This is a genomic window from Allobosea sp. TAB14, assembly GCF_052113865.1.
Classification (GTDB): Bacteria; Pseudomonadota; Alphaproteobacteria; order Rhizobiales; family Beijerinckiaceae; genus Allobosea; species Allobosea spartocytisi.
In genome coordinates this window covers 1-26,746 of the sequence record NZ_JBFRDQ010000094.1, presented here as the reverse complement: position 1 = coordinate 26,746, position 26,746 = coordinate 1, and the positions used below count along the sequence as shown (strand labels likewise).

The 26,746-nt window shown below is 67.3% G+C and carries 25 protein-coding genes and 1 pseudogene; 13 read left to right on the top strand and 13 right to left on the bottom strand.

Features of this window, described 5'->3' with window-relative positions:
• Positions 1-80: 80 nt before the first annotated feature.
• From AB4Y99_RS15570 to AB4Y99_RS15555, 4 genes and pseudogenes are all read right to left on the bottom strand, one after another.
• Positions 81-1,627: pseudogene (locus tag AB4Y99_RS15570) on the bottom strand (AMP-binding protein).
• A 332-nt stretch (positions 1,628-1,959) separates the two neighbouring features.
• Positions 1,960-4,044, bottom strand: a complete 2,085-nt coding sequence (locus AB4Y99_RS15565; RefSeq protein WP_441523933.1) for an elongation factor G — start codon at positions 4,042-4,044, stop codon at positions 1,960-1,962.
• Between the two features lie 267 nt (positions 4,045-4,311).
• A complete protein-coding gene (locus AB4Y99_RS15560) occupies positions 4,312-5,574 on the bottom strand; it encodes an alkyl sulfatase dimerization domain-containing protein (RefSeq protein ID WP_441523932.1) in 1,263 nt (420 codons plus the stop codon).
• A 130-nt stretch (positions 5,575-5,704) separates the two neighbouring features.
• Positions 5,705-6,091, bottom strand: a complete 387-nt coding sequence (locus tag AB4Y99_RS15555; RefSeq protein ID WP_441523931.1) for an ArsR/SmtB family transcription factor — start codon at positions 6,089-6,091, stop codon at positions 5,705-5,707.
• Positions 6,092-6,151: 60 nt separating this feature from the next.
• On the opposite strand from AB4Y99_RS15555, the gene AB4Y99_RS15550 reads away from it, so the two are divergent.
• Entirely contained in the window at positions 6,152-6,613 is a 462-nt protein-coding gene (locus AB4Y99_RS15550; protein ID WP_191123865.1) for an SRPBCC family protein, read from the top strand.
• A gap of 118 nt (positions 6,614-6,731) precedes the next feature.
• On the top strand, positions 6,732-7,106 hold the full coding sequence (locus AB4Y99_RS15545) for a VOC family protein (protein ID WP_441523930.1): 375 nt from the start codon (positions 6,732-6,734) through the stop codon (positions 7,104-7,106).
• 82 nt (positions 7,107-7,188) lie between these two features.
• Here the strand turns inward: AB4Y99_RS15545 and AB4Y99_RS15540 are convergent, their stop codons facing one another.
• Complete coding sequence (locus AB4Y99_RS15540; protein ID WP_191123864.1) at positions 7,189-7,977, bottom strand: SDR family NAD(P)-dependent oxidoreductase; 789 nt, start codon at positions 7,975-7,977, stop codon at positions 7,189-7,191.
• A gap of 209 nt (positions 7,978-8,186) precedes the next feature.
• On the opposite strand from AB4Y99_RS15540, the gene rplS reads away from it, so the two are divergent.
• From rplS to leuD, 8 genes are all read left to right on the top strand, one after another.
• Positions 8,187-8,582: a 50S ribosomal protein L19 gene (rplS, locus tag AB4Y99_RS15535; RefSeq protein ID WP_441523929.1), complete on the top strand. Its 396-nt coding sequence runs from the start codon at positions 8,187-8,189 to the stop codon at positions 8,580-8,582.
• A 207-nt stretch (positions 8,583-8,789) separates the two neighbouring features.
• Positions 8,790-9,239, top strand: coding sequence for a MarR family winged helix-turn-helix transcriptional regulator (locus AB4Y99_RS15530; protein WP_038359114.1), 450 nt, complete (start codon positions 8,790-8,792; stop codon positions 9,237-9,239).
• Positions 9,236-10,879 (top strand): efflux MFS transporter permease, encoded by a 1,644-nt coding sequence (locus AB4Y99_RS15525; protein WP_441523928.1) that lies wholly within the window; start codon positions 9,236-9,238, stop codon positions 10,877-10,879. Before AB4Y99_RS15530 ends, AB4Y99_RS15525 begins: the two co-directional genes overlap by 4 nt.
• A gap of 16 nt (positions 10,880-10,895) precedes the next feature.
• The gene (locus tag AB4Y99_RS15520; protein ID WP_113252585.1) at positions 10,896-11,954 is read left to right on the top strand and encodes an HlyD family secretion protein; all 1,059 of its coding nucleotides are present in this window, start codon (positions 10,896-10,898) and stop codon (positions 11,952-11,954) included.
• 87 nt (positions 11,955-12,041) lie between these two features.
• On the top strand, positions 12,042-13,499 hold the full coding sequence (gene leuC, locus AB4Y99_RS15515; protein WP_441523938.1) for a 3-isopropylmalate dehydratase large subunit: 1,458 nt from the start codon (positions 12,042-12,044) through the stop codon (positions 13,497-13,499).
• Between the two features lie 22 nt (positions 13,500-13,521).
• Positions 13,522-13,767, top strand: a complete 246-nt coding sequence (locus AB4Y99_RS15510; RefSeq protein ID WP_038359123.1) for a hypothetical protein — start codon at positions 13,522-13,524, stop codon at positions 13,765-13,767.
• A 17-nt stretch (positions 13,768-13,784) separates the two neighbouring features.
• Positions 13,785-14,207, top strand: a complete 423-nt coding sequence (locus AB4Y99_RS15505) for a metallopeptidase family protein (RefSeq protein WP_260368402.1) — start codon at positions 13,785-13,787, stop codon at positions 14,205-14,207.
• 35 nt (positions 14,208-14,242) lie between these two features.
• The gene (gene leuD, locus AB4Y99_RS15500; RefSeq protein WP_441523927.1) at positions 14,243-14,845 is read left to right on the top strand and encodes a 3-isopropylmalate dehydratase small subunit; all 603 of its coding nucleotides are present in this window, start codon (positions 14,243-14,245) and stop codon (positions 14,843-14,845) included.
• 48 nt (positions 14,846-14,893) lie between these two features.
• Here the strand turns inward: leuD and AB4Y99_RS15495 are convergent, their stop codons facing one another.
• From AB4Y99_RS15495 to AB4Y99_RS15470, 6 genes are all read right to left on the bottom strand, one after another.
• Complete coding sequence (locus AB4Y99_RS15495; RefSeq protein ID WP_370954390.1) at positions 14,894-16,141, bottom strand: DUF1501 domain-containing protein; 1,248 nt, start codon at positions 16,139-16,141, stop codon at positions 14,894-14,896.
• A gap of 5 nt (positions 16,142-16,146) precedes the next feature.
• Complete coding sequence (locus AB4Y99_RS15490) at positions 16,147-17,670, bottom strand: DUF1800 domain-containing protein (protein ID WP_441523926.1); 1,524 nt, start codon at positions 17,668-17,670, stop codon at positions 16,147-16,149.
• 189 nt (positions 17,671-17,859) lie between these two features.
• A complete protein-coding gene (mctP, locus tag AB4Y99_RS15485) occupies positions 17,860-19,371 on the bottom strand; it encodes a monocarboxylate uptake permease MctP (protein WP_441523925.1) in 1,512 nt (503 codons plus the stop codon).
• Positions 19,368-19,544: a DUF3311 domain-containing protein gene (locus AB4Y99_RS15480; protein ID WP_081925143.1), complete on the bottom strand. Its 177-nt coding sequence runs from the start codon at positions 19,542-19,544 to the stop codon at positions 19,368-19,370. The genes mctP and AB4Y99_RS15480 overlap by 4 nt, the downstream gene beginning before the upstream one ends.
• Before the next feature lie 148 nt (positions 19,545-19,692).
• Positions 19,693-20,784, bottom strand: a complete 1,092-nt coding sequence (locus AB4Y99_RS15475; protein WP_441523924.1) for an ATP-dependent DNA helicase — start codon at positions 20,782-20,784, stop codon at positions 19,693-19,695.
• 85 nt (positions 20,785-20,869) lie between these two features.
• Positions 20,870-22,516 carry a methyl-accepting chemotaxis protein gene (locus tag AB4Y99_RS15470; protein WP_441523923.1) on the bottom strand — a complete coding sequence of 549 codons (1,647 nt, stop codon included), beginning with the start codon at positions 22,514-22,516 and terminating at the stop codon, positions 20,870-20,872.
• A 330-nt stretch (positions 22,517-22,846) separates the two neighbouring features.
• Between AB4Y99_RS15470 and AB4Y99_RS15465 the strand changes: the two genes are divergently transcribed.
• Positions 22,847-23,836 carry an alpha/beta hydrolase gene (locus AB4Y99_RS15465; RefSeq protein WP_441523922.1) on the top strand — a complete coding sequence of 330 codons (990 nt, stop codon included), beginning with the start codon at positions 22,847-22,849 and terminating at the stop codon, positions 23,834-23,836.
• A 21-nt stretch (positions 23,837-23,857) separates the two neighbouring features.
• Here AB4Y99_RS15465 and AB4Y99_RS15460 read toward each other — a convergent pair whose 3' ends face one another.
• Positions 23,858-24,442 (bottom strand): GNAT family N-acetyltransferase, encoded by a 585-nt coding sequence (locus tag AB4Y99_RS15460; RefSeq protein WP_441523921.1) that lies wholly within the window; start codon positions 24,440-24,442, stop codon positions 23,858-23,860.
• Between the two features lie 90 nt (positions 24,443-24,532).
• Between AB4Y99_RS15460 and AB4Y99_RS15455 the strand changes: the two genes are divergently transcribed.
• Positions 24,533-25,150, top strand: coding sequence for a LysE family translocator (locus AB4Y99_RS15455; protein WP_191123857.1), 618 nt, complete (start codon positions 24,533-24,535; stop codon positions 25,148-25,150).
• Positions 25,151-25,163: 13 nt separating this feature from the next.
• Here the strand turns inward: AB4Y99_RS15455 and AB4Y99_RS15450 are convergent, their stop codons facing one another.
• Positions 25,164-25,859 (bottom strand): SDR family oxidoreductase, encoded by a 696-nt coding sequence (locus AB4Y99_RS15450; RefSeq protein WP_441523920.1) that lies wholly within the window; start codon positions 25,857-25,859, stop codon positions 25,164-25,166.
• A gap of 95 nt (positions 25,860-25,954) precedes the next feature.
• Here AB4Y99_RS15450 and AB4Y99_RS15445 point away from each other — a divergent pair.
• Positions 25,955-26,746 (top strand): class I SAM-dependent methyltransferase (locus tag AB4Y99_RS15445; RefSeq protein ID WP_441523919.1); only part of this gene is annotated, 792 nt, incomplete at its 3' end.

Here is a 26,746-nt window from a genome sequence, read left to right as displayed (position 1 = left end):
CGGCCGGACAGACAACACGCTGTTCCGTCCTCTGTCGACTGCCCGGCGGAGCTTGACAGCTTCCCGGACGCCGCAAGCACTCACCCCTTGGCGACGATTTCCTCGCGCAGGGCCCGGCGCAAGACCTTGCCGACATTGGTCTTGGGCAGGGTTTCACGGAAGAAGATCTGCCTGGGCACCTTATAGCCGGTGAGGTTCTCCTTGCAGTAGGCGCGCAGCGCGTCGGCGGTGAGCGTCTGGTCCTTGCGCACGACGAAGGCCGCGACGACCTCGCCGGAATGCTCGTCCGGAAGGCCGATCACCGCCGCTTCCAGCACGCCGGGATGCGCGGCGAGTACATCCTCGACCTCGTTGGGATAGACGTTGAAGCCCGAGACCAGGACCATGTCCTTCATCCGGTCGACGATCTTGAACTGGCCGTCGGGCAGCATCACGCCGATGTCGCCGGAGCGGAAATATCCGTCCTCCGTCATCGCCTTGGCGGTCTCGTCGGGGCGGTTCCAGTAGCCCCGCATCACCTGCGGCCCGCGGATGCAGATCTCGCCGGGCTCCCCGGGCGGCATGTCGTTGCCGTCGGCGTCGCGGACCGCGACATCGGTCGAGGGAATGGGATAGCCGATCGTGCCGGAGAACTCCTGGATGTCCGGCCGGTTGATGGTGGCGACCGGCGAGGTTTCGGAAAGCCCGTAGCCCTCGATGATCGGCTTGCCCGTGACCTCCTTCCAGTGCTTGGCGACGGCGGCCTGGGTCGCCATGCCGCCGGCCACGGCAAAGCGCAGCTCGCCGAAATTCACCGTGCCGATCTCGGGATGGTTGGCGAGCGCGTTGTAGAGCGTGTTGACACCGGAAATGAGCGTGAACCGGCTCGCCTTCAGCGTCTTGATGAAGCCGGGAATATCGCGCGGATTGGCGATCAGCAGGCTCTTGGCGCCGATCCGGAGCAGGAACATGCAGCAGCAGGTCAGCGCGAAGATGTGGTAGAGCGGCAGCGCCGTCACCATGACGTGCTGGTATTCGCCCCGCCCTTGCGGCGGCTCGAGCGTCCATTCGAGCCAGAATCCGGCCTGCTGAACATTGGCGGCGACGTTGCGATGCGTCAGCGTCGCGCCCTTGGCGACCCCGGTCGTGCCGCCGGTGTATTGCAGGAAGGCGACGTCTTCCGGAACGATGGCGACGGGCTCCATTCCCTCCAGACGACATGGGCGAAGTTCTCGATCACCACGAGGATGCGCGCCCCCGCATCGTTGACCTGGTGGGTGAGCTCGCGCGCCGTATAGAGCGGGTTGACGTTGACGACGGTGAAGCCGCCGAGCAGCGTCCCGAAGATCATCGCCGGATAGGCCATGATGTTCGGCATCATCAGCGCGACGCGGTCGCCCTTCTGAAGCCCCTTCGCCTGAAGCCAGCCCGCGAAGGCCTCCGCCGCGCGCAGGGTCTCGGCGAAGGTGATCGTCTTGCCGAAGCTCTCGAAGGCCGGGCGATTGGCATAGGTCGCGCAGGACGAGCGGATCAGATCCGCCAATGTCCCGATCTTCGCCTCGTCGAGCGTTTCCGGGACGGCCGGCGGATAATGCGCAAGCCACGGACGCGCACCCTGCATGGGCTGCGCGACGCCGATCGCAGTCATGGTCTCCTCCCTCTCGGCCGGCTCAGCTTGCTCGCGCAAAGCCTCCGGCGCGCTTTTTCACGACCATAGAGTGCGGAACGGCGGCCCGGCGCGCAAGCGCGACCTCTCGCCACCCCACGAATTGTTTAGATATAAACCTTTCGCGGGACGGCGAGGCAAGCCCCGGCGGAGCGAGTTCCGCCGAGACTATCGTCGTAAGAGATCCGTCTAGAGCAGGATGCGAAAACGTGGGAACCGGTTTTTCGCGAGAATCCTGCTCTCACTCTTTGATGAGAGACGGATTCAGATGTCAGATGGGATCACCATGTGATTCCATCTGACATCATCCGGCTCTAGCGCGCCTGCGCCGCCGCCAGGGCCTGGGCCGAGACCACCGCTTCGGCCGGCTTGCCGGCGAGCTCCGCCAGATGGTCGAAGCGCGCGCTGAAGGAACCGACCCCGGAGGTCGCCGAGCGCAGCTCGACGATCAACCCCGGCATCTCCGCTTCCGGGACGAGGGCGTTGATCTGGTCCCAGCCGCGCCAGCCGGGGCGGGTGTCGTAGCCGAGGATCTGCCCGCGCCGGGCCGAGATCAGCGCCGAGGCACGCGACATCGCCTCGGACGGGATCACCACCTCGATGGAGAGGATCGGCTCCAGCAGCACGGGCCTGGCCTGCGGCATGGCCTCGCTCATCGCCAGCCGGGCCGCCTGGCGGAAGGCCATGTCGGAGGAATCGACGGTGTGATAGGAGCCGTCCGTCAGCGTGACCGCGAGATCGACCACCGGGAAGCCGAGCGGCCCCTTCTCGCAATAGTCGCGCATGCCCGCCTCGACCGAGCCGATATACTGGCGCGGCACCACCCCGCCGGTGATCTTGTCGATGAAGCGGATGCCCTCCCCGCGCGGCAGCCCCGCAATCTCGATCACGACATCGCCATACTGGCCATGGCCGCCGCTCTGTTTGCGATGGCGCCCGCGCGCACCGGCCTGGCCGCGGATGGTCTCGCGATAGCCGACCTGCGGTGGCCGGCTTACGACATTCACGCCGTAGCGGCCGGCGAGCTTCTCCAGCGTGACGCGCAGATGCATCTCACCCTGGCCCGAAAGCCGCGTCTCGCTCAGTTCCGGCACCTGGGTGACGAGGAGCGCGGTATCCTCTTCCGCGATCTTCTGCAGCGCGGCGGCGAGCCGGACATCGTCCTTGCGGTCCTTGACCGCGATCGCGAGCGTATGCACCGGCTCGGGCGGGGCGACCGCGCTGACCACGCCGGCACGCTGCTTGCCGAGCATGAAGGCCTCGCCCGTACCGATGCCGTCGAGCTTGGCGAAGCCGGCGACCTCGCCCTCCTCTGCGGCGGGCTTGCGGCTCTGCTCGCTGCCTTTCAGGGAGACGATGCCGGCAATGCGCGCCTCGACGCCGGCGGAAGAGGTGACGACGTCGCCCTCGGCCAGCCGCCCGCGCATGACCCGGGCGAGCGAAACCTTGCCGCCCTGCCCCGCATGCCAGCTCTTCATCACCTGCGCCAATGGCGGCCCGTTCTCGACGATGCCGACCCGCCCGCGCGTCTCGCTGAGCGTCGGGGCCTCATGCCTCAGCGCCTTCAGGAGCCGCGTCACGCCATTGCCGCGCTCGGCCGCGCCGATCAACACGGGCACGACGTGGCGATGCTGCAATTCGCGGGCGAGATCGTCGAAGATGCGATCGCGCGGCGGCTCCATGTCACCGAGCAGCTCCTCCATCAATTCGTCGTCGTAATCGGCGAGCTTCTCCAGCATCGAGAAGCGCGCATCCTTCTCGCGRCCGCTCTCGTCGGGGTCGATCGGAACGATCTCGCTCGGCGCATGCTCGCGATAGATGAAGGCCCGCTCCAGCRCGAGGTCGATGAAGCCGATGGCGATGCCCTTCTGCCAGATCGGGATCTGGCGCAGCAGCAAGGGCGTGCGCGAGGCCCGCTGCAGGATGGCGAGCGTCTCGCGCACCCGGCGCGAGGCCGTGTCGATCTTGTTCAGGAAGAGGAAGCGGGGGATGTCGGCCTCCTCGAGCTCGCGCAGCACGAGCTCCAGCGCCGGCGCCTTGCGGTCATCCGCCTCGCAGACCACCACGGCCGCGTCGACCGCCGGCAGGACATGGCGCATCTCGTGCAGGAACTCGACCGAGCCGGGACAGTCGATGAATTGAAACTGGTCGCCGAGGAATTCGACGCTCGCGACATTGGGCTCGACGCTCATCTGGTGAGCCCGCGCCTCGGGCGAGGCATCGCCGACGCTGTTGCCGGCCTTGACCGAGCCGGTGCGCGAAAGCGCGCCGCAACGCATCAGGATGCTTTCGAGCAGCGTGGTCTTGCCGCTCTGGAAGGGGCCGACGATCGCGATGCATCGTGGCCCCGCGCGTCGGGTGCCGGATGCCGCGTCTCCCTTGCCGTTCTGTGCAGCCATGACGTCCTCCTTCGGGTTGGACCCACGAGGACGAAAGGCCTTTGGCCTCTCATCGACGCGGATGGAGGCCGGAGCGTCGGGACGGAAGAGCCCGCAGCACCGGTCAGGCGGCGGTCGCACTGGCCCGAGCGGGCCGAGCGGCCGTCGAAGAGGCATGTCGAGGCAGGTTCGCGCCGTTCACGGCCGGCTGCAAGGAGATTATGTGCCGCACCGCAGCGGAGCCGGCAGGCGGCGCGAGGAAGCGCGCCTCGCTGCCGGGACGGCGGCTCAGCCGGCCCGCTCCTGCGCCTGGCGCTGGTAGACCGAGAGAAAGGCCTTGCCCATCAGCGAGCTCTCGCCATCGATGGCCTTCTGCAGGACGCTGGCGCGAATGGCCTGGATGCGAGGAGCGTCGGGCGCTGCCGCACCGGCAAGCTCGGCGAGTTGCACGGCGAGCCGGGACGCTCCCTGCTCCGACAGGATGGCCGCCCGCTCGGCCAGCTTCTCCGCCCCGCCCGCGAGCCCGGCCAGCTCGGCGGCAACCTCCGCGGTCCGGGCGGGCTTGAGATGCGCCGGATCGCCATCGAACCAGCCGGCATAGAAATGATAGATGCTGCGGACGAGGAACTCCGGGTCGTCATATTTCGCCAGCAAATAGGGTTTCGCGAGGTAACCCGCCGGCACCTTCACCGCATGCAGCACCGCGTCGAGCGTTGCGCCCCGGTTCATCAACGCCAGCGTCTCGCGCACGAGATGTTCGAGCGCTTCCGCACCGTCGCGCAGCATCTGCAACGCCCGCTCCTCGCCGAAGACGACAGGGCCATGGCCGGGGATCAGGATGGCGGGCCTGAGTTGCTCCATTTGCCGGAGCGCGACGGCCCATTCGGCGGCATAGCGCTGGACCTTTCGGGGATTTCCGGCGTTCGGGAACACCCAGATCACGAAGTCGCCGCTTGCCAGGACGCGCCGCTCCGGCAGCCAGACGAAGCTGGCATCGTCCGTCTCACCTCGCCCATGGAAGAGTTCGAGCCGCTCGCCGCCGATCGTGAGCGACAGCGTCTCGTCATAGACCTCGTCCGGCTGCCGCTGGCCGATGGGGTAGACATAGCCGGGCTTGTTGAACTGCTGGCCCTGCACGATGCTGTTGAAGCCGTGCGAGGCCACGTAACGCTCCATCCGCCGCCGGACATTGCGATGGGCGACGATCCGGGGGCGTGGGACGCCCCGCGCATCGGCCTCCGCATCGATGACGGCGATGCCGCTGGTGTGGTCGATATGGCCATGGGTGAAGATCACCGTATGGATCGGGCTGTCGTCCCAGCTCCGGATCACCTCCAGCGTCCGCTGCGCCGTATCCGGCTTGGCGGTGTCGATCAGGACCAGCCCTTCCGTGGTGCGGATCGCGGTGACGCTGCCGCAGAAATAGGTGGTGTGGACCGTGATGATGCCGTCCGCGACAGCGGTGATGGCGCCATCGGAAACCGCCGCCGTCCATTCCTCCATTGGCGCGCTGCCGTTCCACAGGCGCTCGAACAAAGGGTCTGAAGCCATCGGTGAACTCTCCACGCGTCACAACAGGCTTAGCATGGCTGCCGCCAGCCGAAAGCCGCTGCCGACGATGTGCTGACACCCGGCGTCAGCGGAGACGCGACCGGCAGGCGAAGGCGTATTTGGAGTGCCGCTAGGCGTCCCCCGTTTCCTTCGTGCCCGTCGGTTCATGCATCGGGACGCCCGCCTCGCCTTCGCTCATCCGCTTGAGGCGGCTCAGCATGGCCGCCGCATAGGCCGCATAGGGACCGATCCAGCGCTCGTGAATCCCGTGGATCGGCAGCGCGTCGAGATGGTTCCAGCGCTCGCGCCCGCGCCGCTCGACGATTACAAGACCCGCCTCCTCCAGCACCTTCAGATGCTGCATCACGGTGCAGCGATCGAGTTCCGGCATAAGCTCGCACAGCATCCCCGTCGTGCGGGGGCCCGCCTTCAGCGCATCCAGAATCCGCCGCCGTGCACGATGGCCCAGCGCCTTGAAGAGAGCGTCGTCTGCGTCGTCTGCGTCGTCCGTTGACATGTTATAAATCTATAACATAATAATCCCGGCAGCAATGGGAGGGCGTCGATGGAACCGCAGATGGATCTGAAATTTTCGGTCGCCGGGCGCATCGCGAAGCCGGTCGGCGAGGTTTTCGAGGCAGTGGTCAATCCCGACCACCTCTCCCATTTCTTCACGACCGGCGGCGCGAAGGGGCGGCTCGAGACCGGAGCGGTCGTCACCTGGGATTTTCACGACTTCCCAGGCGCCTTCCCGGTCCATGTCGTGGAGGTGGAGACGGACAGGCGCATCGTCCTGCGCTGGGGCTCGGCCGAGACGACGCCCGACCCCGCCGCCAGCCGCGAGACCACCGTCACGATGACCTTCGAGCCGCTCGAAGACGGCCGCACGCTCGTCCGGATATCGGAACAGGGCTGGTCACGGACACAGGAGGGGCTGAAGGCCTCCTACGGCAATTGCGAGGGCTGGACGGGCATGCTCTGCGCGATGAAAGTCTGGCTTGAGCACGGCTTCAACCTGCGCGAGGGGTTCTACAAGTAGGGGGCGGTGCGGCTCAAAGGCCGTACAGTGCAGCTGACGATCACCGACCTTTTATGCGCGGGCAGCCGCCCTCTTCGCGCTCGATGATCTCGCACCGGCCCTCTTTGGAGACAAAACGATGTTCACTCACGTCATGATCGGCAGCAACGACCTGGAGCGGGCGAGAGAGTTCTACGACGCCACATTCGCCGCGTTGGGAGGCGAGCCCGGCGAGATCGATGCCAGAGGCAGGCTGATCTATGYCCACRASGGCGGTCGGCTGATGATCACGAAGCCGATCGACGGCAAKCCAGCGACSGCGGCCAACGGTGGGACWRTCGGTATCGCCGCGGCGAGCCGTGACCATGTTCTCGCATGGCATGATGCCGGCACCGCCCATGGCGGAACGTCGATCGAGAGCCCACCCAGCGAGCGCCCGAATGGAGCCTTCGTCGCCTACCTTCGCGATCCCGACGGAAACAAGCTCACCGCGCGCACTCAGCCGACGAAGTAACACAACCGGCAACAGCCGCTSCGAAGATCATCCCGCTTTTCGGGAAACCCGCCGGCAAGCGGATGGGTAGAAACCGCCCCCTCTATAAATTCCGCCGCTCACCCCGCAGCGTCGCCAACCCGATACCGGCCGCGTCGAACCCGCCATCGACCGCCAGCACCTGCCCGGTGATGTAGCTCGCCTTGTCCGAGCACAGGAAGAAGATCGACTCCGCCAACTCCTCCTCCAGCCCGTAGCGGCCGAGCGGGACGGCGTCGCGATAGTCCGCGCGGATCTCCGGGCTGTGCACGGCCTTCGCCATCGCCGTCTCGACCGGACCCGGCGCGACCGCGTTGACGCGAATGCCGAGGCTCGACAGTTCGACCGCCTGCTGCTTCGTCAGATGCGCCAGCGCGGCCTTGGAGGTGCCGTAGGCGACGCGCAGCGTCGAGGCGCGCAGGCCCGAGATCGAGGTGATGTTGACGATGGCGCCGCCACCCCGGTCGGCCATCAGCGGGGCCGCGAGCTGCGTCGCCAGGAAGGGCCCGGTGAGGTTGACCGCGAGCACGCGCTGCCACTCCTCATGCGTCGTCTCCAGCAGCGGCTTGAACACGGCGGTGCCGGCGTTGTTGACCAGCGCGTCGAGCCGCCCGAAGCGCGCTACAAGCGTGTCGAAGGCTGCCGCGACCTGCCGCGGCTCGGCGATGTCGCAGGTCAGCGCCAGCGTCTCCTCCGGCTTGCCGATCTCCGCCACGGCTCGCTCCAGCCCGGCCCCGTCGATGTCGAGCAGACCGATGCGCCAGCCATCTGCGAGAAAGCGCTTCGCCGTCGCCAGCCCGATGCCGCGCGCGGCCCCGGTGACGAGGGCGACCTTGGAAACTGTGCTGATCATGCGGGTATCCGGACAATGGGACGTGATCGGGAAATGGCGCCCGGAAGCTATGCTTCGCGAAGCCCCGCCCGCAAGATCGCCGGCCCGCATGCGCCTTGCCGGCATTCCCGCTCGACAAATGCCGGACTCTCCTGTATGGCCCCGCACTCAACTGAAAACAGCGAGCCGAAAGCCCGCGCTTCCGCGCGAATACGGCCATGGAGAGACCCATGAACATCATCGAGCAGATCGATGCCGAGCAGATTGCCAAACTGAGCGAAGGTCGCGAGATCCCGGCCTTCCAGCCCGGCGACACCGTGCAGGTCAACGTCAAGGTCAAGGAAGGYGAGCGTAGCCGCGTCCAGGCCTATGARGGCGTCGTGATCGCCCGCAACGGCGGCGGCCTCAACCAGAGCTTCACCGTCCGCAAGATTTCCTATGGCGAAGGTGTCGAGCGCGTTTTCCCGCTCTTCTCGCCGAACCTCGATTCCATCAAGGTGATCCGCAAGGGCAAGGTGCGTCGCGCCAAGCTCTATTACCTGCGCGATCGCCGCGGCAAGTCGGCCCGCATCGCCGAGCGCGTCGAGGCCCGCCCCGCCAAGGGTGGCAAGGCCACCGGCAAGTAAGCCGCGGCCCTTCGAGAATTCAGGAACGCGGTCCTTCGGGGCCGCGTTTTTTGTTGCGCGCAACGCTTCGTGGCGCAGGGGCACCCGGAATGATGGCCGCCCAGTCGAATGCAATAAACGCATATCGGCGCATATAATTTTCATTTGATATGCGTATGACGCCCCTATAAGCATGCCAATCATTAGCTTACTATTGATATTCACCCTATGGATCAGACACAGCTCCAGGCCGCCTTCACCGCCGAGCTCGCGGCCGTCAACCGCAAGCTGCGCACTCTCGTCGACGAGCGCGCCCGCGACATGGGCCTGACCTGGTCCCGCGCCCGGTTGCTGATGGAGCTCGCCCGTGAGGACGGGCCGATCCAGTCCGATCTGGCGGGCCTCCTCGACATCGAGCAGCCGACATTGGTGCGCCTGCTCGACGGGCTCGAGCGCAACGGCATGATCGAGCGCCGCGCCGTCGAAGGGGATCGCCGCGCCCGCCGCGTGTTCCTCACGCCCATGGCGCGCGCTCAAGCCGAGGACATCCTGAATTTCCTCGCCGCCCTGCGTGCTGATATCCTGCAGGGCATCGCGCCGCGGGAGCTGGAAATGGCACTCGATGTCCTGCGCCGGACTTCCCGCAACATCGCCGCCGGGCGGAGCGCCGCCCCATGAGCACGGCAGAGCCCGCTTCCGCGCCAGCCGCTGCGACGCCCCCTGCCCCGACGCAGGGCTGGTTCACCATGCCGGTGCCGCGCGCGCTCGCCTACATGCTCGCTTCGGTCACATTGGCGATGACGCAGCAGATCGGCCAGAACATCGTCAACACCAACATCTACCAGATCCAGGGCGAGCTCGGCGCCACCGTCGCCGAAACCAACTGGCTGGTCGCCGCCTATATGGCGCCCAACGTCTCGCTCTCGATCGCGCTGATCAAGATCCGCATGCAGTATGGCTTGCGCAATTTTGCGGAGATCAGCATCGCCGGCTTCGTGCTGGCCGCCGCCCTGAATTTCTTCTTCGTCCAGGATCTGCAATCGGCCGTCGCCGTGCGCTTCATGAGCGGCATGGCGGCGGCGCCGATGTCCTCGCTCGCTTTCTTCTACATGATCGAGCCGATGCCGCCGCAGCGGAAGCTGACCGTCGGCCTGTCGTTGGCGCTGACCAACACCACGCTCGGCATCCCGGTGACGCGGCTCATCTCGCCCTATCTGCTCGATCTCGGCGGCTTCCACAGCCTCACCATGATCGAGATGGGGCTAGCCCTATTGGCTTTCGGCTTCGTCTACGCGCTGCCGCTGGCGACGCCGCCGCGCATCAAATGGATCGGCCCCTTCGATATCGTCAGCTATCTGCTGATCGCCATCGGCTTCGGCAGCATCGCCGTCGCGCTCAGCCTGGGCCGCCTCTACTGGTGGCTCGAGGCGCCCTGGCTCGGCTGGCTCCTTGCCATCGCCATGGTCTGCTTGATGCTGGCCGCGATTATCGAATTGCACCGCGAAAGCCCGCTCGTCGATATCCGCTGGCTGACCAGCCCGACCACGCTGCATTTCGCCGGCACGCTGCTGCTGCTGCGCCTCGTCCTGGCGGAGCAGACCGTCGGCGCCTCGAATTTCTTCCAGGCGCTCGGCATCCAGAACGAGCAGACCGTACCGCTCTACGCGATCATCCTCGCCGCGATCATCGCCGGCGGCCTGACCTGCGCCGCGCTGCTGCGCCCCGGCCGCGAGAACGGGTTCTACGGGGCCGCGCTCGCCTGCGTGGCGCTTGGCGCCTGGCTCGACAGCGGCGCCACCAGCCTGACCCGGCCGGACGACATCTGGCTCAGCCAGTCGCTCGTCGCCTATGGCTCGGCGCTCTTCCTGCCAGCCGCGATGGCTCAGGGGCTCGGCGCGGCGATCGTACGCGGGCCGATCTACATCCTGAGCTTCTTCACCGTCTTCCTGTTCACGCAGAGCATCGGCGGCCTGTTCGGCTCGGCGATCTTCGGCACCTTCATCACGCTGAGAACGACGTTCCACTACAATGTGCTGACCGAGCATTTCACCCTGTCCGACCCGTTGGTCGCGCAGCGCGTCAGCCAGCTCGGCGGCGCCTATGGTCATGTGCTGACCGACCCGACGCTGACGCGGGCGGAAGGCGTGTCGCTGCTGGCCCAGCAGGCGACGCGGGAGGCGACGGTGCTGGCCTATAACGACGCCTTCCTGCTGATCTCGCTGATCGCCGGCCTCGCCCTGGCCGGCCTTCTCACCCATCTCGCCTTCCTGCAATGGAAGGCACGCTCGGCCGCGCCGGCCGCCTCCGCGACAACCTGATCTTCCGCTTGCGACCATGACCCGCCTGTTCCGCTCCCTTTCGACCTATATCGCGCTGGCGATCGGCCTCGCTGGCGTCGCCCTCGTCCTCTACGCTTGGCGGCTGCCACCCTTCGCGAGCGCCATCGAGACCACCGAGAACGCCTATGTGCGCGGCCAGGTCACGGTGATCGCGCCGCAGCTCGCCGGCTATGTCGCGGAAGTGCCGGTGCAGGATTTCGCCACGGTGAAACAGGGCGACCTGCTGCTGCGCATCGACGACCGGATCTTCGCGCAGAAGCTGGAACAGGCCCGTGCCGGCCTCGCCGCCCAGCGTGCCGGCCTCGCCAATTCCGATCAGGCCCGCGCCACGGCCGAAGCCCGGCTGCGCGCCGCAGTGGCGAATGTCGCCAGTGCCGAAGCGGCCTTGCGTACCGCCGAGGCGAATTGGGGCCGGATCGAGCCGTTGCGCGAGCGCGGCGTCGTCAACCAGACCAGCACCGACCAGAGCCAGCAGGCGCTCGACCAGGCGCGCGCCTCCCTCACCGCCAACAACGCTGCCGCCGAAGTCGCGCGGCAGGATATCCAGACCGCGATCGTCAACCGCCAGTCGCTCATCGCGGCGGTCGAGGGGGCCGAAGCCGCCGTCCATCTCGCCGAGATCGACCTGATCAATACCCGTATCCTCGCCCCGCAGGATGGACGCCTCGGCGAGGTCTCCGCCCGGCTCGGGCAATATGTCTCGGCCGGCACCCAGCTCATGGCGCTCGTGCCCGCCCAGGTCTGGGTCATCGCCAATTTCAAGGAGACGCAGCTCGCCGGCATGCGTGTGGGCCAGCCGGTGAGCTTCACCGTCGATGCACTCCGCCATGCGAAGCTCAGCGGCCATATCGAGCGCTTCTCGCCGGCCGCCGGCTCCGAGTTCAGTGTGATCCGCCCGGACAACGCCACCGGCAACTTCATCAAGATCGCCCAGCGCGTCCCGGTGCGCATCGCCATCGACCCGGGCCAGCCTCTGGCGGAACGGCTGACGCCCGGCATGTCGGTGGTCGTCAGCGTCGACACGGCGGCGCCGGGCCCCGCGTCCGGCAAATGACGGCTCCGCGAGTGGATCGATTGTCCGGCTTCCTTGGAACTGCTACACAGTAGCCATGTCGCCGTGTGTGCATCAGTTCCAGCGCTTCTGCGCCGTGCAGGGAGAGGGCCATCTGCCGCCCCTGCCGACACTGCGACCTCAGCTCCCCGCACGCTTTACGACAAGATCTTCGACGACCACGTCGTCGACCGGCAGGATGACGGCACCTGCCTGCTCTATATCGACCGCCACCTCGTCCATGAGGTGACGAGCCCGCAGGCCTTCGAGGGCCTGCGCATGACCGGTCGCAAGGTGCGTGCCCCCGAGAAGACGCTCGCCGTCGTCGACCACAACATCCCGACGACCGACCGTTCCAAGGGCATCGCCGAAGAGGAAAGCCGCATCCAGGTCGARGCWCTGGCGAAGAACGCCAAGGAATTCGGCGTCGAGTATTTCAACGAGCTCGACAAGCGCCAGGGCATCGTCCACATCGTCGGCCCCGAGCAGGGCTTCACCCTGCCCGGCACCACGATCGTCTGCGGCGACTCGCACACCTCGACGCACGGTGCCTTCGGCGCGCTGGCGCATGGCATCGGCACCTCGGAGGTCGAGCACGTCCTCGCCACGCAGACGCTGATCCAGAAGAAGGCGATGAACATGCTCGTCCAGGTGGACGGCACGCCTGCGCCCGGCGTCGGCGCCAAGGACATCACGCTGGCCATCATCGGCGAGATCGGCACCGCCGGCGGCACCGGCTCGGTGATCGAATATGCCGGCGAAGCCATCCGCGGCCTGACCATGGAAGGCCGCATGACGCTCTGCAACATGTCGATCGAGGGCGGTGCCCGCGCCGGCATGGTCGCCCCGGACGAGAAGGCCTTCGCCTATCTGAAGGGCCGCCCGAAGGCGCCGCAGGGCGCGGCATGGGACGCCGCCGTCCGCTATTGGGAGACGCTGCAGACCGACGAGGGCGCGAATTTCGACCGCGTGGTCCGGCTCGACGCCGGCAACCTGCCGCCAATCGTGTCCTGGGGCACGAGCCCCGAGGACGTGATCTCCGTCACCGGCGCGGTTCCCGATCCCGAGCTGATCCAGGACGAGGTCAAGCGCGCCTCGAAGAAGCGTGCGCTGGAGTATATGGGCCTGACCGCCGGCACCAAGATCACCGACATCCCGCTCGACGTGATCTGGATCGGCTCCTGCACCAATGGCCGCATCGAGGATCTGCGCACCGTCGCAAAGATCGTCGAGGGCAAGAAGATCCATGAGAGCCTCGACTACGGCATGATCGTCCCCGGCTCCGGCCTGGTGAAGGAGCAGGCAGAGGCCGAGGGTCTCGACAAGATCTTCATCGCCGCCGGCTTCGAATGGCGCGAGCCGGGCTGCTCGATGTGCCTCGGCATGAACCCCGACCAGCTCAAGCCCGGCCAGCGGGCAGCCTCGACCTCGAACCGCAATTTCGAGGGTCGTCAGGGCTATCGCGGCCGCACCCACCTCGTCTCGCCGGCGATGGCGGCGGCGGCGGCCTTGACCGGCCGCTTCGTCGACGTCCGCACGCTCGGCTGAACGGTCCAGCGGGGAGAGCGCCATGTCGAACGATCCCCGCGAAGCCGCCCGCGAGGCCGAGGCCAAGGCCGCGCTGGAGCGCGTGAAGCGCGACAGCGAGACCTTGCTCGGTTCCTCGATGGGCAGGGCAGCCGATCATTTCTCCGGCACCGACGCGCCGGAGGGCGACAGGATCGAGCTCTGGGGCCGGCGCATCGGCCGTGCGCTCTCGCTCCTCGGCGTGATCGTGCTGGCCTGGTGGCTCGGCCATCAACTGAAGTTCTGGTGACGGAGATGGATGCCGCCGTGGCGAAGACAGCGCGGATCGACTGGGACGGAGCGAAAGCCCCGTCGCTGGAGGCGTTCGACGACCTGGCCCAGGCCGCGTTCGACCGCCTGCCGGAGGAGTTCCGCGCGCTCTGCGCCGATGTCGTCTTCAACGTCACCGAGTTCCCGGAGGACGACGTGCTGAAGGAGCTGGAGGCGGAGAGCCCCTTCGACCTGCTTGGCCTCTTCACCGGCGTCGGCCTGCCGCAACAGGGTTTCGGGCCCCAGACCGGCCAGATGCCCAACACCATCCACCTCTATCGCCGGCCGATCCTCGACTACTGGGCCGAGCACGACGAGAGTCTCGGCGCCATCGTCAGCCACGTCATGATCCATGAGATCGGCCACCATTTCGGCTTCTCCGACGAGGACATGGAAGCCATCGAACAGGCGGCCGGCTGAGGCCGGGCGCGCAGGACAAGCACAGGAACCGCATCATGCAGCCCTTCACCACCCTGACCTCGACGCCGGCCCCGCTGAAGGTGGTCAATGTCGATACCGACATGATCATCCCGAAGCAGTATCTGAAGACGATCAAGCGCACCGGCCTCGGCACCGCACTGTTCTCGGAGATGCGCTACAAGGATGACGGCTCGGAGAATCCCGATTTCGTGCTCAACCAGCCGGCCTATCGCAAGGCGGAAATCCTCGTCGCAGGCGACAATTTCGGCTGCGGCTCCTCGCGCGAGCACGCGCCCTGGGCCCTGCTCGACTTCGGCATCCGCTGCGTGATCTCCACCAGCTTCGCCGACATCTTCTACAATAACTGCTTCAAGAACGGCATCCTGCCGATCAAGGTCACGCCCGAGCAGCTCGACGCCCTGTTCGACGATGCCGAGCGCGGCTCCAACGCGACGCTGACGATCGACCTCGAGAACCAGACGATCACGGGCCCCGACGGCGGCGAGATCAGGTTCGAGATCGACCCCTTCCGCAAGCACTGCCTGCTGAACGGCCTCGACGATATCGGCCTGACCATGGAGAAGGCGCCGAAGATCGACGCCTATGAAGAGAAGCTGAAGCAGCGCGCCTGGGCCTGAGGCCGCTCGCAATGCTCCCCCTCTCCCCTCGCGGGAGAGGGGAAGAACCTAAACTACCAGCCCGCGCATCGGCCCCAAATCGCCCGTGCCGGGAAACACCTTTTCCGCCAGTACCGGCCCCGACAGCCCGAACAGGTCGGCGACAACGCCCTTGGCCACGGCGCGGATGTCGGTCGTCGCCTTGAGATCGCGGTTCTGGTAGAGCTGCTCGGGCTTCAGCCCGGGCCAGTCGGCGATCATGCGCCCACCCTTGACCGCTCCGCCGACGAGGAAAGCGACCGTGCCGGTGCCGTGATCGGTGCCCGTGGTGCCGTTCACCGCCGCGGTGCGGCCGAACTCCGTCACCACCATCACCACCGTGTCCTTCCAGACCGGCGAAAGACCCTGCTCGAAGGTCGCAAAGGCGCCGTCGAGCCCGCCGAGAAGAGTCGCGAGCCGGCCCTTGGCCCCGCCCTCATTGGCATGCGTGTCCCAGCCCTCGAAGGCCAGCGCGGCGATGCGCGGCCCGTCATCGGCGCCGACGAGTCCGGCCGCTCCCTCGGCAATGCGACGCATGCCGTCCACGGAATCAGGGCCGCCACCGCCCATCTTGCCATCCATGCCGCGCCGCTGCGCCAGGCCTTCCGTCTCGATCGCCTGCTGCAGCGCCGCGGCCAGATGCGGATCGCGCTGGCCATAGAGATCGGCGAGCCGCATTGTCAGGTCGCTCCCGGCGCGCGCCATGCGCGGCGGCGCCCAGCCGAGCACCGGCGCGTCGCCGCGCACCACCAGCGGCGGCACCACGCCGACACCGAGCACGCCCTTTCGCGCGATGCCCTCGCCGGCCGGCAGGCTGGCGAGAAGGCGGTTGAGCCAGCCCGTCGCCGTATGGCCGGGGCCAGGCTGGCCGCTTTCCAGTACGTCCTGCCCGTCGAAATGCGAGCGCTCGCGATAGCCGGTCGCGGCCGCATGGACGATCGCCGCCTGCCCCTGCTTGTAAAGCCGCGCGAGGTTCGGCATCGCAGGATGGAGATAGAAGAAGCCGTCGAGCGGCAGCGCCGCGTCCGGCCCGTCCTTGGCGAGCGCGATGCCCTCGCGCAGGCCGGCATAGCCGGGATCGCCGATCGGCGGCACGGCCGAGAGCCCGTCAAGCGCGCCGCGCAGCACCACGACGAGGAAGCGCGGATCGCGCGCGCCCGCCGCCGCATAGGCGAATTTCGGCACGAAGGACCAGGCGAACAGCGCACCCGCCGCACCCAGCACGGCGCGGCGCGACGGCGTCATCCGTTCGCAATCGTCATCGTCGTGATGATCCATCACCGTCACCTCCGCTGGAATTCGGGCGACATCAGCAGCAGTGCGATCGCCTGCGGCCTGCTTTCGGCGCGCGCCACTGCCTGCTTCGTCTCGGGCGACAGGATCGGGCCGAGAATGTCGTCGGCCTGGCTGCGCGGATCCGGCACCGCGTTTGCCGTCTGCCGGCCCCAGCCGGCGGCGACGTCGATGCGCGTCTTGATGCCCTCGGCCGAGGCCCAGGCGGCGTTGCTGTCGGCATAGCCGTTCGGGCCGGAGGGCTGCCAGAAGGGCTGCCCCATCGTGCCGAGCGGCCCGAGGATCTGTCCGGGATTGGGCTGCAGCCCCGTCGCGCGATAGGAGGCCAGCAGGAATTCCTGCGGCGAGCGCACCTTGGTGGCCGGCGCCTTCCAGGCCTCGTCGCTGCCGATCAGCGCGCGATAGACGCTGGGCAGGTCGCCGCCGCTCTGGCGGAAGGTCGCGGCCAGCAGGTCGACCAGCTTCGGCGGCGGATCGTCGGCCACGAAATGGCGCACGAGCTTGGTCGCGATGAAATGGGCGGTCGAGGGATGGCGCGCCAGATCGGTCAGCGCCGCGACGCCCTGCGCCCGGCCCGGCTGGTCGTAGGAGCGGCCGAGCAGCGGCGTGACACCCGGTTCGTGGAGCCCGGCATTGAAGGCGAAGGAGCCGGGAAAGCCGAGCACGCCCTCGCGCCCCACCACCGTCCAGCCGGTGATGATCCGGGCGAGATTGGTGACGTCAGCCTGGTTGTAGCCACCCGAGACGCCGAGCGTATGCAGCTCCATGATCTCGCGGGCGAGGTTCTCGTTGAGCCCGCGCCGCTGCCGCCGCCCGGCCGGGGAGTTGGGGCCGATCGACTGGCGGTTGTCGAGGAAGTCGAGCATCGCCGGGTGGCTCTCGGCCGCGATCAGCATGTCCTCGAAACGGCCGAAGACATGCGGGCGGATCGCCTCGCGCTCATAGGCGCCGGCCATGATCCGGCAGATATTGCTCTTGGTCGCGCCGATGCAGAAATGGTTCGACCAGAACATCACGAGCCGCTCGCCGAAGCCCGTCTCGGCCGCAAGCGCGAGATCGACGCGCGACTTCACCTCGTCGCGATAGGTCCGGAAGGGCAGTGCCGGTTCGTTGGGCGGCGGCTTGGCCGGCTGCGCGGCCTGGTTCTGGCCGGATGGCTTGACCTCGGCCGGCGCCTGGGCAACCTCCATCTGGCCGGACATCGCCCCCGCTCCGGCAACCTGCATGCCCGCGGATTGCGCTCCCGGCGATGCGGCCTGCGCCTGCTGCGCGGCGACGCGCTTGGCCTCCCGGGCGATCCTTTCCTGATCTTCGAATGCGTAGAGCGCCTGCCCGATCTCGGCCGCACCCGAAAAGGCCACGCCCTGCGGCTGCGGGACCGGGCCGGCCGCGATCTCGGCCAGCAATCGGTCGCGAGCCTCCCGGCGTATCGCCTCGCCCTGCCCCGGCCTCGCTCCGAGGCCGAAACGCTGGAGGGCGACGGCCCCCGCCTTCAGATCGTCCGGTCCCGCCATGCCGTCGGCCTCCGCTGACCATGCGCATCAGCATCGGCGGCGACTATGGCAAAAAACCGAAGGGTTTCATGACAAATCGGCAATGTTCGGCAATGCGAGAGCGGCCGGCCACCGGCCGAGCGATCGCTGGAGCCCGGAAAGCGCTCCAGGCCCCGCTCCGATCAAGCCGTGGCGCCCCGTGCCGACCATTCAAGCCGAGCGGGGAGCGTCCGCGAAGTCACCGGTGATGATCTTGCCCCGCGCCCGGCGCAACACCAGCGACAGCACGGCGGCGACGACCGTGTTCGCCACGACGGCGACGATGCCGTTATAGGCGCCATAACCGAGGACGAGCGATGTCGGCACCCAGGCCGTCGGGCCCCAGGACAGGTAGGTGCCCAACCCGAAGCCGACGACCCAGCCCGCCAGCAGCGCCTCGCCGCTGAACCAGCTCGTATAGAGGCCGAAGACGATGGCCGGGAAGATCTGGATCATCCAGACGCCGCCGAGCAACTGCAGGTCGAGCGCGAACTTGGTCGGCATGAACACGATCACCGCCAGAGCGCCGACCTTGACGATCAGCGACATCAGCTTGGCCAGCGACGCCTCGCGGCCCGGCGACATCTCCGGCTCGACGAAGGGGCGCCAGATATTGCGGGTGAAGGTATTGGCCGCGCCGATCGACATCACCGCCGCCGGCACCAGCGCGCCGATGGCGATGGCCGCGAAGCTGAAGCCGGCGAACCAGGACGGAAACATCTTCAGGAAGAGCTGCGGCACCGCATCCTGCGGATTGGCGACCTCGATGCCCGCGGYATGGGCCATGAACCCCATCAGCGCAATCAGCGCCAGCACCAGCGAATAGGCCGGCAGCGCGATCGCGTTGCGTCGGAGCGCCTTCGGCCCCGAGGCCGAGAGCACGCCGGTCATCGAATGCGGATACATGAACAGCGCCATCGCCGAGCCGATCGCCAATGTGATGAACGGCGCGATCTGGGCGGGCGAGAGGATGAGCCCCTGGTTCGGCTTGCCCTCATAGGCCTTCGCAGCCGCATCGAAGACGGCGCCGTAGCCGCCGAGCTTGGCCGGCACGATCACCACCGCCGCGATGACGAAGACGTAGATCATGATGTCCTTGACGAAGGCGATCATGGCAGGCGCGCGCAGCCCGCTCTTGTAGGTGTAGAGCGCCAGGATGACGAAGGCGATCGTCAGCGGCAGATGGGACATCATGCCCTCGCCCTGGAAGCCGAGCGCCTGGATCACCTTCTCCATGCCGACGAGCTGTAACGCGATATAGGGCATGGTCGCGAGGATGCCGGTGAAGGCGACCGCGAGCTCGAGGCCCTTGTTGCCGTAACGACCGTAGATGAAGTCGGAACCGGTGATGTAGCCCTTCTTATGCGCGACGTTCCACAGCCGCGGCATCGTCAGGAAGACGAAGGGATAGATCAGGATCGTGTAGGGCACCGCGAAAAAGCCATAGGCGCCGATGGCATACACGACCGCCGGCACCGCGATCACCGTATAGGCGGTGTAGAGATCGCCGCCGAGCAGGAACCAGGTGATCCAGGCGCCGAAGCGCCGCCCGCCCAGCCCCCATTCGTGCAACTCCTCGAGATTGCCGGATTTCCAGCGCGAGGCGACGAAACCCATCACCGTGACAAGCGCGAAGAAGAAGACGAAGACGGCCGTCGCCGGCCAGTTGAGATGGTCGATCATGAGTCGCTGCCTTCCACCTTGGAAGCGAGCCAGATGAACACCGACGAGACCGGGATCATCAGCATCAGGAACCAGTAGAACAGCGGAATGCCGGCCAGTCTCGGCTCGATGCCGTTATAGAGCGGCACCCAGAGGCAGGCGATGCAGGGGATGAGGAGAAGTAGATATTTCATGGGGGAGGTCCCCAGATTCAGGCCGCATCCGCAGCATCTGCCTGTCCGCGATCATCTTCAACAGCAAAAATGGGCAGGCTGGGCCCGGCTCTCATCCTTTTGACGGAAAACACCAAATCGGCCCCACGCCGTAGCGCGACGCCACGTCCTACATCACCACTGTGATCGTCTCGGCCGCGCGCGTCAGCCCCGTATAGAGCCAGCGCGCCCGGTGCTCGCGGAAGGCGAAGCTCTCGTCGAAGAGCACGACATCGTCCCATTGCGAGCCCTGCGACTTATGCACCGTCAGCGCGTAGCCGAAGGTGAATTCGTCGGTGTGCTTGCGCAGCTCCCAGGGGATCTCCTCCTCGGTACCGTCGAAGAAGTTCGGCAGCACCGAGACCTTCACGGCCTTGGCCGCGGTATCGTCCTCGGGCGTCACGCGCATGGTGACGAGCCCCTTCTTCGAGGTCTTGAKYTCCTGCACGATCCAGGAGCCGCCATTGAGCARGCCCTTGCTCTTGTCGTTGCGCAGGCARACSAGCTTCTCRCCCGCSACCGGATTGGTCTCGGTGCGGCCCATGAGCTGGCGGATGCGGGCATTGTAGTTGCGGCGGGTCTTGTTCATCCCGACGAGAACCTGGTCGGCCCCCATGACGACCTCGGGATTGACCTCGTCGCGCCGGATGACACGGCTGGGACCATAATCGCCATAGTCGAGCCGGCCGCCCTCGCGCACGATCATCGACATCCGCACGATCGGATTATCCGCCGCCTGGCGATGGACCTCCGTCAGCATCACGTCCGGCTCCTGCTCGGTGAAGAAGCCCCCGCCCTTCACCGGCGGCAGCTGCGCCGGATCGCCCAGCACCAGCACCGGCGTGCCGAAGGAGAGCAGGTCCTTGCCCAGCTCCTCGTCCACCATCGAGCATTCGTCGATGACGATGAGCTTGGCCTTGGCGGCCTGGCTGTCGCGGTTGAGCGCGAAGATCGGGCTCTCCTCGTCGACGCCGCGCGAGCGGTAGATCAGCGAATGGATGGTCTGCGCCTCGGCGCACCCCTTGTTGCGCAGCACCAGCGCGGCCTTGCCGGTATAGGCGGCGAAGACGACGTCTCCGTCCACCGCCTCGGCGATGTGGCGCGCGAGCGTCGTCTTGCCCGTGCCGGCATAGCCGAACAGGCGGAACACCTGCGGATCGCCGGCCTGCAGCCAGCGCGCCACCGCCGACAATGCGGCATCCTGCTGGAGCGACCAGCTCATCGGTTGAAAACGATCATGACGGACATGCCGCAGAAGGGGCCGAGTCGCGCCGCGAAGGCAAGYCCGGCGGCGTCGGTTCCCGGGCTCAGGCGGCGCGCAGGCGCCGGACGAAGGCACTGGCCTCCATTTGCAGGGCGGTGATGCGCTCGTCGAGATTACGCGCGCTCAGCGCTCCCATATCGGCCTGGTTGACGGTTTGCATATTGGCGGCGGCGATCTCCGCCATCGCCATCGCGGCCGTGCCGGTGACGCTGGAGATCCGCGCCACCGTCTCGCCAAGCGAGCCGAGCAATTCGGCATGGGAGTCGACCATGGTCGCGATCTCGGTCCCGGTCTGCTCGACCGTGCCGATGCTGTTGCCGATGGTCGAGACCGCGCCCGCGGCATGGGACAGGGCCGCGTCGACCTGTGCGATCCGGCCCACGATGCGGGATGCCGCCTCGGCGGTCTGGCCGGCAAGCGCCTTGACCTCGGAGGCGACCACCGCGAAGCCGCGACCATGCGCGCCGGCGCGCGCGGCCTCGATCGTGGCGTTGAGCGCGAGCAGGTTGATCTGGCGCGCCACGGCCTCGATGATGCCGACGACGTCCCGGATCTGCGTGGCCTTCTCGGCCAGCTCGGCGACCAGCTTCTGCGTGCCGCTCGCCTCCTGGCTCGCCGCGCTCGCCATCATCGAGACCCGCCTGACCTCGTCGTTGATCTGCCCGATGACGAACTCCATCCGCAGGGCGGCTTCCGTCGTGCGGTTCGCTTCCTCGCCGGCGCCGGTCACGGACGCCGCCGCGATCTCCGAGCTCCTGGAGACCTGGTTGACCCGCACAGCGGCATCCTGAAGCGTCGTGCGCAGCGTCTCGCTCGCCCGTCCGATCTCGCCGAGCAGCAGACCGAGCCGCGCCTCGAACTCGTCGGCGATGCGCGCCAGCTCCCGGCTGCGGAGCTGCTGGTGCTGGCGGGCCTGTCCGGCTTCCGTCTCTCGCGTCACTAAGGTCGCACGGACCTCGCTGAGCTGCTGGACCGTGCGGGCGAGCTCTCCGATTTCGTCGGAGCGGCCGCAATGCGGTACGGCGATGACCCTGTCGGAACTCGTCGTCTCGCGGATCGAGATCATCAGCTCACGCAAGGGGCGCGTCAGATGGCGGCTGAGCAGCAGGAGCGCGGCGAGCCCGCCCGCCAAGGGCAGTAGGAGCGCCATGACGATGGTGCGCAATCGCACCAGCTCCGCCCGCTCGCCGGCGCGGATTCCGGCTTCGCTTGCCGTCGCCGCCAGGGCGTCGCGCATCGCCGAGGTCGTGGCGATGATCTGGCTGACATTGAGGCGCGCCTCCTCCGCGCCGGCCTCCAGCACCGCCGCCTTGGCGGAAACGCGCTGGCCGATATCGACGATACCGCGCTGGAAGGCGATGAAAGTGTTGATGCGCGCGTCGAGCGTCGGATTCGCCTCGATCATGGCCTTCGGCAACGCCGAGATGAAATGCGCGCGCGCGGCATCGACGAGTTCGATGGCGGCATCGAGCTTCTCCAGCGACGCCGCGATTTCGGCAGCCGAGGCGTCGGCATCGAGGCGGCCGAGCAGAGAGGCGTTCGCAACCCGGCTGGCGAGCAGCGAGGCGCTGCTCGCGAGCGTGATGCCGGAAAAGGCCTCCCGGTCGATGCGACGGACATCGTCAAGTCCACCCAGCACGCTGACGAGGCCGAGCGCAGCCGCGATGCTCAGCAGTGCAAAGAGCATCATGATCTTTGCCGTCAGTCCCGGTCGCCGTCTCATCATCCCACCTGTAGTGCGCCCTCTCTTTCGCCGATGCGAACGAATGACGGGTTAACGGGAGATCGAAAAAGTGGATTGGAGCAGGAAGAAAAAATATATAATTCAAATATTTAGCCGGGGAACAGATCACATCCGGCGTCGATGTCCCCTGAGCGGACGACTTCCTTCGGCGCCGGCATTCGCGGCCGGCAGAGCCGCCGGATAGGGGTGGAGAACCCCTGATCCGGTCCGGTCGCGCAGCGATCCGACCGGCATGCGCTCTGGTCAATATTCCGGCGAATCTCTAGCGTCCGTTCCATGAGGCCGCGCGCGATCCGAATTCTCCTGCTTTGTCTCGGTGTCGCGTTTGCCGCCTATGCGGCCTTCGTGCTCTCGCCCTGGCCGTCGGCGCTGCTGATCCGCGCGGGCTTTGCCTATGGCGCCTCGAAGACCGGCGCGGCTCTCGCGAAGCATGTCCCGGCCGGTATCCGGGAGCAGCGCGACATCGCCTATGGAGACGCCGCCGACGAGCGGCTCGACATCTATCTGCCGCCCGAGGGGGCACGGCCGGGACGCCCMGTCCTGGTCTGGATCCATGGCGGCGGCTTCGTCGGCGGGGACCGGCAGGACGTGGCCCCTTATCTCAGGATCGTCGCCGGCAAGGGCTACCCGACCGTAGCCATCGGCTACAGCCTCGCGCCGGCGGCGCGCTATCCCACGCCGGTGCTGCAGGCGAACAAGGCCCTCGGCTTCCTGCAGCGCGAAGCCGCCCGGCTGGGCATCGATGCGAGCACCATGGTGCTCGCAGGCGATTCGGCCGGCGCCCATATCGCGGCCCAGCTCGCGGCCGGCCTGACCGGGAAGGACTACGCCGCGACGCTTGGCCTCCGGCCCGCGGTCGAGCCCTCCCTCCTCAAGGGCGTCCTCCTGTTCTGTGGCGTCTTCGACCCCACCGCCCTCGACTTCGCCGGCCCTTTCGGCAGTTTCCTGCGCTCGATTCTCTTCGCCTATTTCGGAACGTCGGACCCTCTCGACAGCGATCGCATCACCGAGGCGGCGGTTCCGCGCTATGTCACCGAGGCCTTTCCGCCGAGCTTCATCTCGGCCGGTAATGGCGACCCGCTGGCGCCGCAATCGGTGATGATGGCCCAGGCGTTGCGCGACCGCGGCGTCAAGGTCGACACACTGTTCTTCCCGCCCGAAACCGAGCCGACACTGCCGCATGAATACCAGTTCGATCTCGACCGCTCGGAGGGCCGGCAGGCGCTCGACCGGCTGACGGCCTTCCTTCAGGGTCTCGGGCCTTGAGATCCGACCGGCCGGCCGCGCTCAGATCATCAGCCTGAGCAAGGGCCGCCCCGGCTTCTGCCGCGCCACCTCGACGAAACCCGCGCGGCGGAGAACGCTTTCCGGCCCGACATAGAGCCCTTCCGGGCTGCGCTTGTCCTGGTTCTCCATCGCCGCGGCTTCAATCAAGCGCGCGCCGCGCGCCCGCGCGAAATCGATCGCGCCGTCGAGCAGCGCACCCGTGACGCCCTTGCCGCGAAATCCCTTGCGGACGAAGAAGCACGAGGCGGCCCAGTTCCGCTCATCCTCCGCCGGCGCGTCCGGCAGTGGCGTCGAGGCGCGCCGCGGATTGTTCCATTCGGGGATATCCGCCCTCGGCCCAATCTGAAGCCAGCCGACGGCCTTGTCCCCGGCGTAAGCCAGCACACCCGGCGGTGGACCTTGCCTCACCCGTTCCTCGAACAGCCGGCGCGCGCCTTCCCCGAGCAGCGGCACGCGCAAGCGCTGCGGCATGCGGAAATGATTGCACCAGCAGCCGTAGCAAGGCCCCTGCGGCCCGAAGAGATCCTCCAGATCGCTCCAGCGCTCCGGCGTCAGCGGCAAGACGGCAAAACTGGCCTGGCCCATCGCAAAACTCCCGCTCGGCAACGATACGGCGTGACTGGACAGAAACTCGATATCGGCAGATCACTAGCGACAAAATCGGAGGCCCGCGCCATGTCGCTCGAAGTCTATGCCGCCTATCTCCTCGCCTGCATCGTCATCATCATCGTTCCCGGTCCCACGGTCACGCTGATCATCGCCAACAGCCTGAAGCACGGTACCCGCGCCGGTCTCCTCAATGTGGCAGGAACGCAGGCCGGGCTCGCGATCATGGTCGTGGTCGCCGGCATCGGACTGAGCTCGGTCGCCGCGGCGCTGGGCCATTGGTTCGAATGGCTGCGTCTGGCCGGCGCCGCCTATCTGATCTGGCTGGGATGGAAGATGTTCCGCTCGGCCGGCGCCGACATGGAAGGGACAGTCCCGGCGAAGCCGCCCCGTGGCGGCTTCTTCCTGCAAGGTGCGCTCGTCGCCCTGAGCAACCCGAAGACGCTGCTGTTCTTCGGCGCCTTCTTTCCGCAATTCCTCGACCCCACGCGCGACCATGCCACCCAGATCGCCATCATGGGCGCCACCGCGCTGGCTTTTGCGGCACTGAGCGACGGCACCTACGCCCTGCTCTCCGGCCGCGCCGGCCAGCTGCTCTCGCAAAGGCGCGTCCGGCTGATGTCGAAGTTCAGCGGCAGTCTGCTGATCGGCGGCGGCCTCTGGCTCGCTTCGACGCGGGCGAACTGAGCGACAGACGCCCTTACCAGGCGATTGTTTCGCCCTTGTAATCGCGGAAGCTGTTGGTCTCGGCCATGCCGGAGGCGTCGATGGTGCGGATCAGGCCGGCGGCGCTCTCGGCCGGCGTGATGTCGGCGCCGCCGCCGCCCATATCGGTCTGGACCCAGCCGGGATGGAACAGCAGCACGCTGACACTGCGTTCGCGCACGGCGTTGCCGAACACCACCATCGCCATGTTCACCGCGGCCTTGGACGAGCGGTAGATCAACGCGTTGCCGGGGTTGGCGGCGATCGACCCCATGCGGCTCGATATCGTCGCGATCTTGCGCCCCTGCCCGGCCTCGAGATTCGGCAGGAAGGCCTGCGCCACCCTGACCGGCGCGTAGACATTGACCTCGAAAACCTCGCGCCAGGCATCGAAATCGACATCGAGGCCGCTCTGCCGGTCGCGCGGCCCGTAAAGGCCGGCATTGTTGAGCAGCACATCGATCGCGCGGCCGGCGAGCGCATGCTTGGCTGCGGCCACGCTGGCATCGGACGTCACATCGAGCGCCAGCGGCGTGAGTTGCCCCGCATGCGCGGAGGCGAGTTCCGCCAGCGCCTTCGCCTGCGGATCGCGCGCCGCGGCAATGACATGGTCGCCCCGGCGCAGGAGCTGGGTCGTGATGGCAAGCCCGATGCCGCGATTGGCACCGGTGATCATCCAGGTCTGTGGCATGAGCGTTCTCCGAAAGGGAGACTGGAGGTATGGCTTTGCCGCCCCTATTTCCAGATCGATCGTCCCATCCCGAACCGCTGGAAAAGGCCGTCGCCATGACCGAGCAGCAGATCCGCTTCAACGACGGCGCCGCCTATGAAGAGATGATGGGCAAGTGGAGCCGTCTTGCCGGGGATGTCTTCCTTGACTGGCTCGCCGCGCCCGAAGGCCTGCGCTGGGCCGATATCGGCTGCGGAAACGGCGCCTCGACGCAATTGATCTTCGATCGCTGCGCACCGGCAGCCTTGAGCGGCATCGATCCGTCGCCGGGGCAACTGGATTATGCCCGCAAGCGCCCCGTCGCCAGCCTCGCCGAATTCACGCTGGGCGACGCCATGGACCTGCCCTATCCGGACCGGGGTTTCGATGCGGCCGTGATGGCGCTGGTGATCTTCTTCGTGCCCGATCCGGCCAAGGGCGCGGCGGAGATGGTCCGCATCACACGGCCCGGCGGGATCGTTGCCGCCTATGCCTGGGACATGCCGGGCGGCGGCTTCCCGCTCGACCCTGTCCTGGCGGAGCTCAAGGCGCTCGGGATGACGCCGCCGCGCCCGCCGAGCGCCGACGTCTCACGGATCGAGAGCCTGGCCGAACTCTGGACACAGGCCGGGCTCAGCAATGTCGAGACGCGCGAGATCAGCGTGCGCCGCCATTTCGCCGATTTCGACGCGTTCTGGCACGCGAGCACGCTCGGCTCGACCGTCGCCCCGGCTATTGCCGCCCTGCCCGCGCAGACGGTGGCTCTGCTCAAGGACAAGGTCCGCGCGCGCATCACCATCGCAGGCGATGGCGGCGCGTCCTATGTCGCGCGGGCCAACGCCGTGAAGGGCCAGGCGCCGGCGCAGCAC

What these genes read in the sequence shown, in the direction of transcription:
- AB4Y99_RS15510 (WP_038359123.1), top strand. Translation starts at nt 13,522, where the DNA reads ATGTCGAACGATCCCCGCGAAGCCGCCCGCGAGGCCGAGGCCAAGGCC.
- AB4Y99_RS15460 (WP_441523921.1), bottom strand. Translation starts at nt 24,442, where the DNA reads ATGGGCCAGGCCAGTTTTGCCGTCTTGCCGCTGACGCCGGAGCGCTGG.
- AB4Y99_RS15555 (WP_441523931.1), bottom strand. Translation starts at nt 6,091, where the DNA reads ATGTCAACGGACGACGCAGACGACGCAGACGACGCTCTCTTCAAGGCG.
- AB4Y99_RS15450 (WP_441523920.1), bottom strand. Translation starts at nt 25,859, where the DNA reads ATGCCACAGACCTGGATGATCACCGGTGCCAATCGCGGCATCGGGCTT.
- AB4Y99_RS15550 (WP_191123865.1), top strand. Translation starts at nt 6,152, where the DNA reads ATGGATCTGAAATTTTCGGTCGCCGGGCGCATCGCGAAGCCGGTCGGC.
- AB4Y99_RS15490 (WP_441523926.1), bottom strand. Translation starts at nt 17,670, where the DNA reads ATGGCGGGACCGGACGATCTGAAGGCGGGGGCCGTCGCCCTCCAGCGT.
- AB4Y99_RS15540 (WP_191123864.1), bottom strand. Translation starts at nt 7,977, where the DNA reads ATGATCAGCACAGTTTCCAAGGTCGCCCTCGTCACCGGGGCCGCGCGC.
- AB4Y99_RS15520 (WP_113252585.1), top strand. Translation starts at nt 10,896, where the DNA reads ATGACCCGCCTGTTCCGCTCCCTTTCGACCTATATCGCGCTGGCGATC.
- AB4Y99_RS15455 (WP_191123857.1), top strand. Translation starts at nt 24,533, where the DNA reads ATGTCGCTCGAAGTCTATGCCGCCTATCTCCTCGCCTGCATCGTCATC.
- AB4Y99_RS15530 (WP_038359114.1), top strand. Translation starts at nt 8,790, where the DNA reads ATGGATCAGACACAGCTCCAGGCCGCCTTCACCGCCGAGCTCGCGGCC.
- AB4Y99_RS15495 (WP_370954390.1), bottom strand. Translation starts at nt 16,141, where the DNA reads ATGGATCATCACGACGATGACGATTGCGAACGGATGACGCCGTCGCGC.
- AB4Y99_RS15470 (WP_441523923.1), bottom strand. Translation starts at nt 22,516, where the DNA reads ATGATGCTCTTTGCACTGCTGAGCATCGCGGCTGCGCTCGGCCTCGTC.
- AB4Y99_RS15560 (WP_441523932.1), bottom strand. Translation starts at nt 5,574, where the DNA reads ATGGCTTCAGACCCTTTGTTCGAGCGCCTGTGGAACGGCAGCGCGCCA.
- AB4Y99_RS15480 (WP_081925143.1), bottom strand. Translation starts at nt 19,544, where the DNA reads ATGAAATATCTACTTCTCCTCATCCCCTGCATCGCCTGCCTCTGGGTG.
- AB4Y99_RS15525 (WP_441523928.1), top strand. Translation starts at nt 9,236, where the DNA reads ATGAGCACGGCAGAGCCCGCTTCCGCGCCAGCCGCTGCGACGCCCCCT.
- leuD (WP_441523927.1), top strand. Translation starts at nt 14,243, where the DNA reads ATGCAGCCCTTCACCACCCTGACCTCGACGCCGGCCCCGCTGAAGGTG.